The sequence below is a fragment of the Pseudomonas sp. ZT5P21 genome (assembly GCF_054897785.1).
In genome coordinates, this window is sequence record NZ_CM142705.1 from 1 (window position 1) to 15,772 (window position 15,772).

Sequence of the window (15,772 nt, forward strand, 5' to 3'; positions counted from 1 at the left end):
ATGTCCCGACTCAATCCCCGGCAGCAAGAAGCCGTGAGCTACGTCGGCGGCCCTCTTTTGGTGCTCGCCGGCGCAGGCTCCGGCAAGACCAGCGTGATCACGCGCAAAATCGCGCACCTGATCCAGAACTGCGGCATTCGCGCCCAGTACATCGTCGCCATGACCTTTACCAACAAGGCCGCGCGCGAGATGAAGGAGCGGGTCGGCACCCTGCTCAAAGGCGGCGAAGGCCGTGGGCTGACGGTGTGCACCTTCCACAACCTGGGCCTGAATATCATCCGCAAGGAACACGTGCGGCTGGGCTACAAACCGGGCTTCTCGATCTTCGACGAAGCCGACGTCAAAGCCTTGATGACCGACATCATGCAGAAGGAATACTCGGGCGACGACGGCGTCGACGAGATCAAGAACATGATCGGCTCGTGGAAAAACGACCTGATCCTGCCACCCGAAGCCCTGGAAAACGCGCGCAACCCCAAGGAACAGACCGCCGCCGTCGTCTACGCCCACTATCAGCGCACGCTCAAGGCGTTCAACGCGGTGGACTTCGACGACCTGATCCTGCTGCCGGTGAAACTGTTCCAGGAACACGCCGACATCCTGGAAAAGTGGCAGAACAAAGTCCGCTACCTGCTGGTGGACGAATACCAGGACACCAACGCCAGCCAGTATCTGCTGGTGAAACTGCTGATCGGCACGCGCAACCAGTTCACCGTGGTGGGCGACGACGACCAGTCGATCTACGCCTGGCGCGGCGCCCGCCCGGAAAACCTGATGCTGCTCAAGGACGACTATCCGTCCCTGAAAGTGGTCATGCTGGAGCAAAACTACCGCTCCACCAGTCGCATCCTGCGTTGCGCCAACGTGCTGATCTCGAACAACCCCCACGAATTCGAAAAGCAGCTGTGGAGCGAGATGGGCCACGGCGACGAGATCCGCGTGATCCGCTGCCGCAACGAAGACGCCGAAGCCGAGCGCGTGGCCGTCGAGTTGCTGACCCTGCATTTGCGTACCGACCGGCCTTACAGCGATTTCGCGATTCTGTATCGCGGTAACTACCAGGCCAAGTTGATCGAGCTGAAGCTGCAGCACCACCAGATTCCGTATCGGTTGTCTGGCGGCAACAGCTTTTTCGGACGTCAGGAAGTGAAAGATCTGATGGCCTACTTCCGCCTGATCGTGAACCCGGACGACGACAACGCCTTCCTGCGGGTGATCAACGTCCCACGCCGGGAGATCGGTTCGACTACCCTGGAAAAGCTTGGCAACTACGCCACCGAACGCAAGATCTCGATGTACGCCGCTACTGACGAAATCGGCCTGGGCGAGCATCTGGACACGCGCTTCACTGATCGTCTGGCGCGCTTCAAGCGTTTCATGGACAAGGTCCGCGAACAGTGCGCCGGCGAAGACCCGATCTCGGCGCTGCGCAGCATGGTCATGGACATCGATTACGAGAACTGGCTGCGCACCAACAGCTCCAGCGACAAGGCTGCCGACTATCGCATGGGTAACGTCTGGTTCCTGATCGAGGCGTTGAAAAACACCCTGGAGAAAGACGAAGAAGGCGAGATGACCGTCGAAGACGCCATCGGCAAACTCGTCCTTCGCGACATGCTGGAACGTCAGCAGGAAGAGGAAGACGGCGCCGAAGGCGTGCAGATGATGACCTTGCACGCGTCCAAGGGCCTGGAATTTCCTTATGTGTTCATCATGGGCATGGAAGAGGAAATCCTCCCGCACCGCTCCAGCATCGAAGCCGACACCATCGAAGAAGAACGCCGCCTGGCTTACGTCGGAATTACCCGCGCGCGTCAGACACTGGCGTTCACCTTCGCGGCCAAGCGTAAGCAATACGGCGAGATCATCGACTGCGCACCTAGCCGCTTCCTCGATGAATTGCCGCCGGATGACCTGGCCTGGGAAGGCAACGACGACACACCGGTTGAAGTCAAAGCCGTTCGCGGCAACACCGCATTGGCGGATATACGCGCAATGTTAAAGCGCTAGAATCGAGCACTTTTCAACCGAACATTTTTTGACAAGCTCGGCGCATATGGCGCCAGTAGAGGAACGCTTCATGGAAGCACTGCACCAGAAAATTCGCGAACAAGGTATCGTGCTTTCCGATCAGGTCCTGAAGGTCGACGCCTTTTTGAACCACCAGATCGACCCGGCCCTGATGAAGCTGATCGGCGACGAGTTCGCTGCGCTGTTCAAAGACTCGGGCATCACCAAGATCGTCACCATCGAAGCCTCGGGCATCGCCCCGGCGATCATGACCGGTCTGAACCTGGGAGTACCGGTGATTTTCGCACGCAAGCACCAATCCCTGACCCTGACTGAAAACCTGCTGTCGGCGACCGTTTATTCGTTCACCAAGCAGACCGAAAGCACCGTAGCGATATCTCCGCGCCACCTGACCAGCAGTGACCGCGTGCTGATCATCGATGACTTCCTGGCCAACGGCAAAGCGTCACAGGCGCTGATCTCGATCATCAAACAGGCCGGCGCTACCGTCGCGGGTTTGGGGATTGTGATCGAGAAGTCATTCCAGGGCGGGCGCGCGGAACTGGATGCGCAGGGTTATCGGGTTGAGTCGCTGGCTCGCGTGCAGTCGCTGAAAGATGGCGTCGTGACGTTTATCGAATAAACCGCAACGCCTCAAACCAATGTGGGAGCGGGCTTGCTCGCGAAATGCGGTGTGTCAGTCAAAGTTGATGTTGACTGTCACACCGCATTTCGCGAGCAAGCCCGCTCCCACAGTTGTTTTGTGTTGGCTGTTATTGCGCGGTGGCCTTGAGGCCGGTGAGCAGTAACCGCTGAAACAGTTCCTCTTTCAATCCCTCCGGATTAGTCAACTGCATCCGCTCCAGATGCTCAGGAAACTCCGAAGCCTCCGGCGCATCCAGCGCCGCCTTGCCCAACTCCAGAATCTCCGTGAGCTTGAACTTGCTCTTCAGCCAATTAAGCGCCCGCAACAAGTCCCGCTCTTGCGCGGTGAAATCACACCCCAGCGGATACTCCGGAAACAGTTGCGGATGCCGCGATTGGATAGCTTGTAAGCGCTCCGGGCTGTTGTCGGTGAACGCGGATCGAGGTGGAAGTTTTCGGCAGTTTCCTCGCATGTGCATTTTCACCGTTGTCAGGCAAAAACCCCGATGGGGGTGACATCCATCGGGGTTTTTCTGAGTTGCGCGTTAGCTGGTCTGGCTTTGTTGCTTGGCGAAGATTGCCGCCATCTCCGGGTCGTCCAGATGATCCAATGCTCGCTCCACCAACAAATGCACCCCGTCGGCCAAGCGGCTCAGCGCCAAGGCTACGGAGCGGCGTGAGCCGTCCACACCGTCGGCGAGATCGGCCGCGATGGCGCTGATGGATAGCAGGTCTTCCGAGGCGTTGGCGAGGAGTGTTTCAGTGTTGATCTTCGGGCAAACGCTGAAGAGATGACCGGGGAGATTTTGTGGATTATGTTCGGTTGGCAGAGGGGAAGGATCGACGACGTGTTCGGCGTCGTCGTTGGGTTTTGTTGAATCGCGAGATCCCGGATCGCTGTCCGGGGGATTGGGTGTGATCTTAACCATTGGCTCTTACCTCTAAAGGTGAGGCCGCAACCCGTTCGCTACTAAACGAAAGGGAGGCAGCTGTGCACAGGTTAGTAGACCGATGAGCCAAGAAATCGGCGCGCCCGAGGGCGCCCTGCGCACAGCCGCCATCGAGTGCAGGAAGAATCCTGACGGATAGAGGCATAGTGCGACTTGGCAGCAACGGGCTACTAAACCCGATCACTGATGGGCAGTGACGGGAATCAAGTTACCGACCGCACCCAAGGCGCACAAGCCGGCGGATTCTGGCGTAGCCGTAGGCAACGACGCAAGGTGTTGTAGCTTTCACGACGTTACCTACAGGTTTTTTAAACAACCGCTCTCGGGCGATGTTTAACCATTGGGATCTTGGCACTCCTTACCAACTTCCATAGGGGATTCCATACTTTTCGACATAGGCTTTGGACTCTTCTGAAAGCGGCCGATGTTTTCCATTGGACGTGCCCCCGTAGGGGCCTTTGGGACTGATTGTGCCTTGGATTCGGGTGACCTCAGTGGACAATAAGCATTGGCCGCCTAGCCATACCTTGGCGATGCCTCCCGGCGCCAAACCCACTATCAACATGTCCCGGTAATCTGTTATCCATTTACCGTCTGCGCGGCAGAAAGTTTTTTCACCCTGGAGCATGGTGTTTCGCGCCGATTCGGGGATCTCGATGTACGCCTCATAAGTTTGCGGTTCCGCCACGGACTGCCAGCGTACGTAGACCAACCGTGGAAGGTTAGAACCCGTTACGGGTCGACCTTTTCCTCTCGGATTTTTAAACCATCCTTTTGCATCACCCTTAAAACGGATGGGTATGCCTTTACTTAGCCCTCGGGGATAGCCGGTCGAGGGAATCCCGCTACCCGCACCTCGAAAAACACGCTCGTTGATATCAATGACATCCGCCGTTTCGATCCAGACCTCCATGTAGTCGGGAGAAAAAAATCTTAGGCTCCAATCCTCATAGGGTAATGATCTGTTATTGCTAAAAGCACATCCGCCTAGCAGTGGGACCAGCAGTACAAAGCCTGATTTAAGCATCCATGGGCGCTTACTCATGGGGATGCACCACGCGTTTATAGTTTTCGGCGGGGCGATCGATAAACACGATGTTCAGGTCGCTGCTGTTCCAGCCTTTGGCAGCATTCCATTTGGCCGATAGATGAATGTAGCGCTGGTAGAGCAACTCCTCCTCGAACACACTCAAGCCCGTGCGGCGAGTGTCGCCTAGCGCATAAGCCATCAGTTTTTCGGCAATCGGTTTTAGCTCTGTCGGTAATGCGTACTTTTGATCCTCTTCGTCAATAAACTGGAACGGGACGTCGTGCCTGGCCCCCAACTCCCGCATGATGCGCAGGTAAATCAAGGCCAAATCGTTGCGCACAATCCGCTTGCTATGGACTGCCGCATAAACATGCTTCGCTTTGAATCTATCGCCCTTGGCGTTGCTGGTAGTCTCTACCGACCAGGTTTTCACTGCCAGTGGCAGCCCATACAGATTGAGCTGGTCCTGAAGACGACCTAGTTCCTGCTGCGCCAAGCGATAGGCGGTTGACTCTGTAGAAGGCATGGACAGTTCCATGTCGCGGCTACAGCGTGGCTTACTCAGCAAAACTCTTTCAGTGATGTCCGGAAGATATCCGCCACCCAAGTCAGAGTGAACGCCGGGCAGCACGATATCCGCAGTCCCGGCGCTGTTGAGTGAGAAATTGTGGCGGCGTTCGTCCCGCGCCACTAAATGCACGATTTTTTTTGCGATATTTGGTGCCAGATACAAGTTGACGCCGGGGTTTATGGCGTCATGGACGTTCAAATCGCCTTCGGAAATATTTGCCACAGCGGCAGCGGTGTCGAAGATGCCGATAAAGTTGATGGAGACATCAATGTCGGCGCGCCAGGCAAAAGTTTCGATGAACAATGATGAATCGGCTGGTAAGAGCGTTGCCAATGGACTCTGCTCTCCCTTCGATACTTCATTGGCAAAGTGCCGTGCGGCAGCGGCGCCGCGACTGAAGCCGAAGATGTCGAACTCGATTGACTCAACTTTACGGTTGGGGTTTGCCAATTCGAATAGTTGTATTTCAGTAAGAATGCTTGCTGGGCTTTGCTTAACTCTTGCCAATACACCGTGTGCACCCACGCCGGTTGCTAGGGAAAAAGGTGAATCCTCTTCACCACCGCTAGTACCGATGCCAGCCAGATAAACGGAGATGAACCCTATGGTTTCGTCATCAGCCAATCGCCGCTCACTGTCATCGGTGTAGAGGTCATAAAGCTTCGCCACATTACTCGTGTCATTCCCATAACTGCTATCCGGCGTATTTCCCTGACCGTCATACCCATGTGCCTGACAAAACCGCTGAATATCCTCGGCCTCCTCCACCAGATTCACATCCCGCGCATAGCACCCGGCAACCATTTCACTGTTGGACCGATTATTCCCGGTGCCATCAAAAAACACGCCAATCCGCAAAGTAATCCCTTCTTCGGCTTCGACCTCTTCTTCTTCCTCCTCCAGTTCGTCTGAGTCTTGGACTTCCGGGGGCGGAGCCTCTTTGGAAACTAACGTGCCCGTGCCATCGCTTAGCAGTACGAACTGAGCAGGCATTTCCGGATTTGGAAAACTGCGTATCTGAATTCCGCTGCTGCTAAAAATTCCTTCCGAAGTAATTGTGACGCTCTGACCTCCGGCTTTCAGCGTAAGAGTTCCGCCCGCACGCAGCTCAATATTTGTACCTGCCTTGATGTGCGTTGCTTCGCCGACTTCGAGAACGAACGTTTCGCCGACTTGCGTATGAGTGTCGCTAGCAACTTGCCGGTATTCATTCGCGTTGAGTTGAACCTTGCTGTCTGCGCCAATAGTTCGATGCTCCTCACCTTCGACCACCGTGAAGCTGTTACCTCTGACGGTTTCCCGTCGATCATTGCCCACCTCAATCCGGCTGTCGTGTCCAACCTTCTGCTCCATATCCCGCTGAGCACGCAAGTGCACCAACTCATCGCCAGCGCGATCGTCCATCGACAGTTCGTTGTAGCCACCCGTGGTGGGGGAGCTGTGGGTACGCAGTACGGTTTTGGTTTTATTTTCGGGCAATGGGTAGGCCGGCGGTGTGACCCTGTTGATGAAGCAGCCGGTGATCAACGGATTATCGGGATTGCCTTCGAGGTAGGTGACGATCACTTCCATCCCGATACGCGGAATGACCACTGTGCCGAAGTTGTTCCCCGCCCAGCTAGACGCTACCCGTAGCCAGCAACTGCTGTTTTCATTGTTGCGTTCAGACCGGTCCCAGTGAAATTTGACTTTCACGCGCCCGTATTCGTCGCAGTAAATCTCTTCGCCAACCGGTCCGGTGACGCGCGCGGTCTGGCAATTCAGCAGGGGTCTTGGTGCCGGCGTCGGTGGCCGATAAAACACATCCCAGGGAATCGCACTGAAGCTGTTGCGGTAGCCCTGAACAAAGCCGTCCTCAGTTTTGGTCGTGTTGGTGGCGAACTCCTGGAGCACCTGAGGTTGCTTGCCGGTGTGAGTGACGCTCAGCAGCAGCCATAGATCGTTGTACGTTTCGTGTGGGGAGTTAGTCAGGCTGAAAAAGTGGCCGCTACGCAGTGTTGGCTGGTCGCTATTGCCTTCCGCCAACTGATAATCGACTCGGTGTCGTTCCAGTGCCTGCCGGGCAAGTTCTTTGCCGCGCTTTTCACTATTTAATAGCAGTGGGTAGCTATAGTCTTCGAGCTTAGGGTCGAACTCAGCAGTAAAGCGACTTTCCAGCAATGCGTTGGGGCGTTTGAGGTCATAGTCACGGCGGGTAACTACGCTGGGGCGGGTTTTGAAACCCATGGAAAACTGGCTGACGACTGGGTACTCAGCCACCATGCCGGCGTCTTGCTGATACGGGGTTTCGCCCAGTTTGGGGAAGTAGGTCTGGTCATCGGTAAACACCAGCATATGGCCTTGCGAAGAGTGCTGGTGATGCCACGTAATGCCGTCCTCCGCGCAGAGCCGCTGGACAAACTCCAAATCATTTTCCCGGTATTGAGTGCAGTATTCGCGCGGGGGACTTGCTTTGACGTGGAAGGTAAATGCATCGGCGTGAATGCCGTGTGTTTTGAGGACCTGAGCGATGATTTGCGGCACGGTCTGATTCTGAAAAATCCGCTGGTCCTGACTGAATTGCAGGTAATACAGTGCCGGCACCAGGCTCACTCGATAGCGGGTCAGGCGTTTGCCAGGATCACTATCGGACACACCGTCGATGTATCCGTGAATACCTTCGCCGTTATGGCCGAATTGCAGAAATGCAGGTTGGTGAAGCAGGCTCTCCAAATCGATATCCGGGTATTCGCTGACCAGATCGACGCTGATTGAATACAACGCGCTGATGGTTTCAGTGCCTTCAAAAGCCAGGACTTTAAAATCGTTGGGAACGTTGGGGATCGTTAGGGTGAATTGAGGGGCGTTGGCGGGTGCGAGCATGCGCTTATCCTTTTGCTTTTTTAGCTCATCCTTGAGCAGAAAGATAAAAAAGGTTACGACGCGCTTATCACGGCGTGAGCGAGTCGCAAGAATCCGAAAAACTATCAGCGCGCGGGAAAGAATGATGTAGGAAGGGGCCGGAAGCTCTGTGCGAAACTTCCTGCGTCACCAAATGTTGCTGTAGACACGAAGCTTGCTCACGATTTGCGTTGGGACAATCAACATTGATGTTGATTGTGAAGCCCTCTTCGCGAGCAAGCTTGGCTCCTACAGGGTTTTGTGTTGGCTGTTACTGCGCGGTGGCCTTGAGGCCGGTGAGCAGTAACCGCTGAAACAGTTCCTCTTTCAATCCCTCCGGATTAGTCAACTGCATCCGCTCCAGATGCTCAGGAAACTCCGAAGCCTCCGGCGCATCCAGCGCCGACTTGCCCAACTCCAGAATCTCCGTGAGCTTGAACTTGCTCTTCAGCCAGTTAAGCGCCCGCAACAAGTCCCGCTCTTGCGCGGTGAAATCACACCCCAGCGGATACTCTGGAAACAGCTGCGGATGCCGCGATTGAATAGCTTGTAAGCGCTCCGGGCTGTTGTCGGCGAAACGCGGATCAAGACGGAAATTCTTCGGCAACTTGCCCACATTCTGCGCCTGCTCAATCAACCCCGGCTGGAATCGCGAATCGCTGATGTTCAGCAACGCTTCGATCACCGCAGCATCGGTCTTGCCGCGCAAATCGGCGATGCCGTACTCGGTGACCACGATGTCCCGCAGATGCCTTGGGATCGTGCAATGGCCGTATTCCCACACGATATTGGAGCTGACCTCTCCACCCGACTCGCGCCAGCTGCGCAACAGCAAAATCGAACGCGCCCCCTCCAGCGCGTGGCCCTGGGCGACAAAGTTGTATTGGCCGCCGACGCCGCTGAGCACTCGCCCGTCTTCAAGTTGATCGGCCACGCCGGCACCGAGCAGCGTCATGGTGAACACCGTGTTAATAAAACGCGCATCGAGGCGCTGCAAGCGTTTGAGTTCTTCCTGACCGTAGAGCTCGTTGATGTAGCTGATGCGGGTCATGTTGAACTCGAGCCGCTTGCTCTGGGGCAACTCACGAAGGCGCTCGTAGAAACTGCGTGGTCCGAGAAAGAAACCGCCGTGCACCGAAATGCCGTCAGTCTGCGCGGCTTCTTCCAGCGTTCCGGCGTTCGCTTGTTGCTGGGTCGGCACATCGGGATAGACCTTGCGCCGCACGATGCCGGCATCAGCCAGCACCAGCAAACCGTTGACGAACATTTCACTGCAACCGTAGAGGCCTTTGGCGAACGGTTCGACGCCGCCTTCGCGGTCGATCAGTTGCGCCCACTGGCTGAGATTCACGTCCGCCAGCAGCGATTTGTAGCCGCTGCTATCCGCCTGCCGCGCCAGCAATGCAGCAGTCAGCGCATCACCCATGGCGCCGATGCCGATCTGCAAGGTGCCACCGTCGCGCACCAGTGTGCTGGCGTGCAAGCCGATGAAATGATCCTGGAAACCCACCGGCATGTTCGGCGTGGAGAACAGCGTGGTGTTGTCTTTCTCGTCGACCAACAGGTCGAACGTGTCGAAACCGATTTCGGCGTCGCCGGGCATGTAGGGCAAGTCGTTATGCACTTGCCCTACGAGCAGGATCTTCTCCCCCGCCGCCCGGCGCTTGGCGATCATCGGAAACAGGTCGAGGGTGATGTCCGGGTTGCAGCTCAGGCTCAGTCGATCCGGGTGATCGGGATGGCTGGCTACCAGTTGCGCGACCAGGTTCAAACCGGCGGCGTTGATGTCCCGCGCGGCATGGCTGTAGTTGCTGCTCACGTAATCCTGCTGCGCGGGTACGCTATGGAGCAGGCTGCCAGGTTGCATGAAGAATTGCTGAACGTGGATGTTGGGCGGCAGGTTGTCTTTGTGCAGGCCCGCGAGGAAGTCCAGTTCCGGGTAATCCCCGAACACCCGATCGATAAAGGGTTCGAGGAAGCGCTTTTGCAAACCGTCACCCAATGCAGGACGGCCGAGGCACAGCGCGGTATAGATCGTCAGTTGCCGTTCGGGCAGTTGCGCAACACGTTGATACAGCGCGTTGACGAAGTGGTTGGGCTTGCCCAGCCCCAGGGGCAAGCCCATGTGGATATGCGCCGGCAACCTTGCCAGCACGTCATCGACCGCCTGTTCGATAGAACACAGCTGCACCATCTGATCCTCCCTTACATTCCGTGAATTGGGTTGGACCGAGCTTGCCGGGTCTTTGCTGCATTGAACAGCCCTTGAAGGAGCCGGCTTGCTGGCGATGAACGTCACGCGGTTTGGCTGGCGAACCGCGTGATCCTTTATCGTCAGCAAGCCGCCTCCTACAGGACGAGACAACAGACACAAAAAAGCCGCTCGAAAGCGGCTTTTTCGCTGAAGATGAAGACTTATTTCAGGCCGGACATCTTCTGGATGGCGCCCTTTAGATCGGCATCAGAGCAATCGGCGCAGGTGCCTTTAGGCGGCATCGCGTTGACGCCGGAGATTGCTTTCGCCAGCAAGCCATCAAGACCGCCTTCTTTCTTGGCGCGGTCGCCCCAGGCTGCCGCATCACCGACTTTCGGCGCGCCCAACAGGCCAGTGCCGTGGCAAGCGTTGCAATGCTTTGCAATCACTGAGTCTGGGGTTTTGGCATCACCGCCACCCGCAGAAGCAGTGACTTCCATCCCCTTGCACTCTTTACCCTGTACACAAACCTGGCCAACTGGCTCAAGTCGTTTGGCAATATCGTCATTGGTCGCAGCTTGAGCGCTGGCAGCCCATAGGGCCAATACGGTTGCTGGTGCAGCCAGCATTTTCATAATTAGATTCACGCGTTCACCCTCAATGGTGGCTAGTCACGCCTACGGCCACGGTTCGCAGGCGGGCGCAAGTATAGCGGTAAGCCCGCCGCACTGAAACAACCCTAAAGTCGAAGGGGTCTTGTTGCGCAGCGGAAAAACCCTTCGGGTGTCGCTGCCGTGCTGGCAGGACGCCTCTTCTCTTAGAAATTCGCCGGCGTGGCTGCGCTGATTAGTCGCGCAGGCGCATCGAACGGATTACGGAAACGGTGAGGCTTGGTACTTTCAAAGTAGTAGCTGTCGCCCGCTTCAAGCACAAAAGTTTCCAGCCCGACCACCAGTTCCAACCGACCTTCCACCAGAATCCCGGTTTCCTCGCCCTCATGGGTGAGCATCTCGTCACCGGTATCGGCGCCAGGCGGGTAGATTTCATTGAGGAAGGCGATGGCGCGGCTCGGGTGGGCCCGGCCGACCAGTTTCATGGTCACGGCACCATCGGAAATATCGATCAGCTCGTTAGCCTTGTAGACGATCTGAGTCGGTTTTTCCTGCAGGATCTCTTCGGAAAAAAACTCGACCATGGACATGGGTATCCCACCCAGTACCTTGCGCAGCGAACTGATCGAGGGGCTGACGCTGTTCTTCTCGATCATCGAAATGGTGCTGTTGGTGACGCCCGCGCGTTTAGCGAGTTCACGCTGCGAAAGACCTTTGAGCTTACGGATGGATTGCAGTCGTTCACCGACGTCCAAGCTTGCGCCTCCAGGATTCAGGTTGTAGGAATATTGAGCGTTATCATGGCGACAGCGTTCAGTATTTACAACACTTTGACCTGAACCCCGTTCGGCGATGCGACTTCCGGTGTGCAGCGTTTTGGCCTAAGCCCCGGAATAGAGCATCGGCACTCGGCGCAGGTTGCAGAAGATCTGGTAAGGAATCGTGTCCGCGGCCGCTGCAACGTCGCTGGCGAGGATGTTTTTACCCCACAACTCCACTGTCGACCCGAGGCCCGCTTGCGGCAAGTCGGTCAAATCCACACAGAGCATGTCCATCGACACCCGGCCGATCAATTGGCTGCGCTGACCGGCGACCAGCACCGGCGTACCGGTCGGCGCCTGACGTGGGTAACCATCGGCGTAACCCATGGCCACCACACCCACGCGCATCGGTTTTTGGGTGATGAACTTGGCGCCGTAGCCGATCGGCTCGCCGGCCGGCAGTTCACGCACGCAAATCACTTTCGATTCCAGCGTCATCACCGGTTGCAGGCGGGACGCTGCGGCGTTGGCTTCTTCGAACGGCGTGGCGCCGTAGAGCATGATGCCCGGGCGAACCCAGTCGCTTGGAATCTGCGGCCAACCGAGCACCGCCGGCGAGTTGCGAAGGCTGATCTCGGCGGACAAACCCTGACGCGCCGCTTCGAACACCGCCACCTGCTCGGCGCTGGCCTGGCTGTGCAGCTCATCGGCGCGGGCGAAGTGGCTCATCAGCACGATCTTCGCGACCTTGCCGCTGGCCAGCAGCCGTTGATAGCCTGCTTGATAATCCTTTGGATGCAGGCCGACCCGGTGCATGCCCGAATCAAGTTTGAGCCAGACCGTGATGGGCTTGCTCAGCGCGGCTTTCTCAATGGCTTCAAGCTGCCACAGCGAATGCACCACGCACCAGAAATCATGCTCGACGATCAGCGCCAGCTCATCGGCTTCGAAAAAGCCTTCCAGCAGCAACACCGGCGCACGAATGCCCGCAGCGCGCAGCGCCAGCGCTTCCTCAATGCACGCCACGGCAAACCCGTCCGCCTCAGCTTCCAGCGCCTGGGCGCAACGCACCGCGCCATGGCCGTAGGCATCGGCTTTGATTACCGCGAGGGCCTTGGCCCCAGTGATTTCACGGGCGATCCGGTAGTTGTGACGCAGGGCTTGAAGGTCGATCAGGGCACGGGCTGGACGCATGGCGGCAGGCTTCTAGGCGGTCATGGGAATAAAAACCGGCGCTGGCTGACGGCGTGAACCGCCAACAGCACCGGGAGAGGGATCTTTCTGAAAGGCTTAAGGCAAAGCGGCGACAACCGACAGCTCCACCAGGATTTCCGGTTCGCATAGCTTCGACTCAACCGTCGCACGGGCCGGGGCGACGCCTTTTGGCAGCCACTTGTCCCACATCGCGTTCATGCCTTCGAAGTGCGCGTCGATGTCTTTCAGGTAAATCGTCACCGACAGCAAATGGTGCTTGTCGGTCCCGGCCAGATCGAGCAAACGCTCGATGTTGACGAGGGTTTCACGGGTCTGCTGTTCAATCCCGGCACTCATGTCGTCGCCGACTTGCCCTGCCAGATACACGGTGCCGTTATGGCTGACGATCTGGCTCATGCGCTCATTGGTGAGCTGGCGCTGGATTGACATGTTTTTCGGACTCCTGTCGTTTGTTGCCGTAACGAGAAATATCGAGGCCTTCGGCGCTGATCTGCGGCGTTTTCTTCGCCATCAGGTCGGCCAGCAAACGACCGGAACCACAGGCCATGGTCCAGCCGAGCGTACCGTGACCGGTGTTCAGGAACAGATTCTTGAACGGCGTGGCGCCAACAATCGGCGTGCCGTCCGGCGTGGTCGGACGCAGACCGGTCCAGAAGCTTGCCTGGGCCAGGTCGCCGCCCTGAGGATAAAGGTCGTTGACGATCATCTCCAGGGTTTCACGCCGACGCGGGTTAAGCGACAGGTCAAAACCGGCTATTTCAGCCATGCCGCCGACGCGGATGCGGTTGTCGAAACGGGTGATTGCGACCTTGTAGGTCTCGTCGAGAATGGTCGAGGTGGGGGCCATCGCCGGGTTAGTGATCGGCACGGTCAGGGAGTAACCTTTGAGCGGATACACCGGGGCGCGGATACCCAGCGGCTTGAGCAACTGCGGCGAGTAGCTGCCGAGGGCCAATACATAGCGATCGGCGGTTTCCAGCTTGCCGTCGATCCACACACCGTTGATGCGATCACCGGCGTAGTCGAGTTTCTGAATGTCTTGGCCGAAACGGAATTCCACGCCCAGTTTGACAGCCATTTCGGCCAGTCGAACGGTGAACATCTGGCAATCGCCAGTCTGATCGTTCGGCAAGCGCAGCGCGCCAGCGAGGATATCGGTGACGTTGGCCAGCGCCGGTTCAACGCGAGCAATGCCAACGCGGTCGAGCAATTCGAACGGTACGCCGGACTCTTTCAACACCGCAATGTCTTTCGCGGCGCCGTCGAGTTGAGCCTGGGTGCGGAACAGTTGCGTAGTACCCAGGCTGCGGCCTTCGTAGGCAATGCCGGTTTCAGCGCGCAACTCGTCAAGGCAGTCGCGGCTGTACTCGGACAGGCGGACCATGCGCTCCTTGTTCACCGCGTAACGGCTGGCGGTGCAGTTGCGCAGCATCTGCGCCATCCACAGGTATTGGTCGATGTCGGCAGTAGCCTTGATCGCCAGGGGTGCGTGGCGCTGCAGCAGCCATTTGATGGCCTTGAGCGGCACACCCGGCGCGGCCCACGGCGAGGCATAACCCGGCGAGACCTGCCCGGCGTTGGCGAAACTGGTCTCCATGGCAGCAGCCGGCTGACGGTCCACCACCACCACTTCGAACCCGGCACGCGCCAGATAATAAGCACTGGTGGTACCGATGACGCCGCTACCCAAGACCATAACGCGCATTTTCATTCCCTCATCGCGGCGTGCCGCTGACGTTTGTTGTTCAGACCGTAGATGTGGGCAGTTTAAAAAAGATTAGCCAGTGCTTTTCACTATATAAGCACTTATATTTGGCGACAATTCTCGGCAAAAACGCTTTTCACGGAGGCGCATCCCCTATGCGTACCAACACCCAGACCAAACGTGAACTGGACAAGATCGACCGCAACATTCTGCGGATCCTGCAAGCGGACGGGCGTATTTCCTTCACGGAGCTTGGGGAAAAGGTCGGGCTCTCAACCACGCCCTGCACCGAACGGGTTCGGCGCCTGGAACGCGAAGGGATCATCATGGGCTACAACGCCCGGCTGAATCCGCAGCACCTCAAGGGTAGTCTGCTGGTGTTTGTCGAGATCAGCCTCGATTACAAATCCGGCGATACTTTCGAAGAGTTCCGACGTGCGGTGCTGAAATTGCCCCATGTGCTGGAGTGCCATTTGGTGTCAGGGGATTTCGATTACCTGGTGAAGGCGCGGATTTCCGAAATGGCTTCATATCGCAAGTTACTGGGCGACATCCTGCTCAAGCTGCCGCATGTGCGCGAATCCAAGAGCTATATCGTCATGGAAGAGGTGAAGGAGAGTTTGAGTTTGCCGATTCCGGATTGAGACTTTGTGGCGCCTGTTCAGTCCCCATCGCGAGCAAGCTCGCTCCCACAAGGACAACGCTGCACCTGTGGGAGCGAGCTTGCTCGCGATTGAGGCGACTAGGTCTACCTAAAGGAACTCAAACAAGTACCTGCCGGGTAGAAGCCATGTACTCATGAATCTGCTTCTCGACCCGCGGATGAATCAGCTCCACCGGCCGCCGCCCATTCGGGCACGGCAAGGTTTTGGTGGTGCCAAATAACCGGCAAATCAGCGGCCGTTCGTCATACACCGTGCAACCGTTCGGCCCGAGGTGCACACAGTTGAGCTCATCCATCGCCGCATCCTGTTCGGCGCGGGTCTTGCGCGGCAGGCGGGACATTTCTTCAGGCGAGGTCGTCACCGGCCCACAGCAGTCATGGCAACCAGGCACGCACTCGAACGAGGGGATCTGCTGTCGCAGCGTGCGAATTTTCTGACTGTTGCAGCTCATCGAAACGGTGACCCCAAGAGGACTGGAGCGCGATTCTGACGCAAAAGTCCCGATCCAGACAGCCACAACCGACCAGTGTTGCCC

General features: G+C 57.3%; 13 protein-coding genes and 1 pseudogene. 3 read left to right on the plus strand and 11 right to left on the minus strand.

The genetic code is table 11. The features are described 5' to 3' along the window. On the plus strand, window positions 1–2,010 hold the full coding sequence (gene rep / locus ACYZT9_RS00005; RefSeq protein ID WP_462008010.1) for a DNA helicase Rep: 2,010 nt from the start codon (window positions 1–3) through the stop codon (window positions 2,008–2,010). 70 nt (window positions 2,011–2,080) lie between these two features. After that, a complete protein-coding gene (locus ACYZT9_RS00010; RefSeq protein ID WP_109626693.1) occupies window positions 2,081–2,653 on the plus strand; it encodes a xanthine phosphoribosyltransferase in 573 nt (190 codons plus the stop codon). 130 nt (window positions 2,654–2,783) lie between these two features. Here the strand turns inward: ACYZT9_RS00010 and ACYZT9_RS00015 are convergent. The 10 genes and pseudogenes from ACYZT9_RS00015 to dadA form a co-directional block, all read right to left on the minus strand. Further along, window positions 2,784–3,110 (minus strand): annotated as a pseudogene (locus tag ACYZT9_RS00015) (acetyl-CoA hydrolase); the annotation flags it as partial. 90 nt (window positions 3,111–3,200) lie between these two features. Then, a complete protein-coding gene (locus ACYZT9_RS00020) occupies window positions 3,201–3,584 on the minus strand; it encodes a DUF6124 family protein (protein WP_462008011.1) in 384 nt (127 codons plus the stop codon). 379 nt (window positions 3,585–3,963) lie between these two features. Beyond that, a complete protein-coding gene (locus tag ACYZT9_RS00025; RefSeq protein ID WP_462008012.1) occupies window positions 3,964–4,650 on the minus strand; it encodes a DUF2931 family protein in 687 nt (228 codons plus the stop codon). Next, window positions 4,643–8,068 carry a type VI secretion system tip protein TssI/VgrG gene (tssI, locus tag ACYZT9_RS00030; protein WP_462008013.1) on the minus strand — a complete coding sequence of 1,142 codons (3,426 nt, stop codon included), beginning with the start codon at window positions 8,066–8,068 and terminating at the stop codon, window positions 4,643–4,645. The genes ACYZT9_RS00025 and tssI overlap by 8 nt, the downstream gene beginning before the upstream one ends. A gap of 289 nt (window positions 8,069–8,357) precedes the next feature. Continuing rightward, window positions 8,358–10,280, minus strand: coding sequence for an acetyl-CoA hydrolase/transferase C-terminal domain-containing protein (locus ACYZT9_RS00035; RefSeq protein WP_462008014.1), 1,923 nt, complete (start codon window positions 10,278–10,280; stop codon window positions 8,358–8,360). A gap of 221 nt (window positions 10,281–10,501) precedes the next feature. Then, on the minus strand, window positions 10,502–10,915 hold the full coding sequence (locus ACYZT9_RS00040) for a c-type cytochrome (protein ID WP_462010288.1): 414 nt from the start codon (window positions 10,913–10,915) through the stop codon (window positions 10,502–10,504). 182 nt (window positions 10,916–11,097) lie between these two features. After that, window positions 11,098–11,646 (minus strand): cupin domain-containing protein, encoded by a 549-nt coding sequence (locus ACYZT9_RS00045; protein WP_007947433.1) that lies wholly within the window; start codon window positions 11,644–11,646, stop codon window positions 11,098–11,100. A gap of 126 nt (window positions 11,647–11,772) precedes the next feature. After that, the gene (gene alr / locus ACYZT9_RS00050) at window positions 11,773–12,846 is read right to left on the minus strand and encodes an alanine racemase (protein ID WP_462008015.1); all 1,074 of its coding nucleotides are present in this window, start codon (window positions 12,844–12,846) and stop codon (window positions 11,773–11,775) included. 96 nt (window positions 12,847–12,942) lie between these two features. Next, complete coding sequence (locus tag ACYZT9_RS00055; RefSeq protein WP_462008016.1) at window positions 12,943–13,296, minus strand: RidA family protein; 354 nt, start codon at window positions 13,294–13,296, stop codon at window positions 12,943–12,945. Continuing rightward, a complete protein-coding gene (dadA, locus tag ACYZT9_RS00060) occupies window positions 13,268–14,572 on the minus strand; it encodes a D-amino acid dehydrogenase (RefSeq protein ID WP_462008017.1) in 1,305 nt (434 codons plus the stop codon). The genes ACYZT9_RS00055 and dadA overlap by 29 nt, the downstream gene beginning before the upstream one ends. Window positions 14,573–14,727: 155 nt before the next feature. Between dadA and ACYZT9_RS00065 the strand changes: the two genes are divergently transcribed. Further along, a complete protein-coding gene (locus ACYZT9_RS00065) occupies window positions 14,728–15,216 on the plus strand; it encodes an Lrp/AsnC ligand binding domain-containing protein (RefSeq protein WP_003177284.1) in 489 nt (162 codons plus the stop codon). A 118-nt stretch (window positions 15,217–15,334) separates the two neighbouring features. Here the strand turns inward: ACYZT9_RS00065 and ACYZT9_RS00070 are convergent, their stop codons facing one another. Next, the gene (locus ACYZT9_RS00070) at window positions 15,335–15,688 is read right to left on the minus strand and encodes a YkgJ family cysteine cluster protein (protein ID WP_007894729.1); all 354 of its coding nucleotides are present in this window, start codon (window positions 15,686–15,688) and stop codon (window positions 15,335–15,337) included. Between the last annotated feature and the right edge of the window lie 84 nt (window positions 15,689–15,772).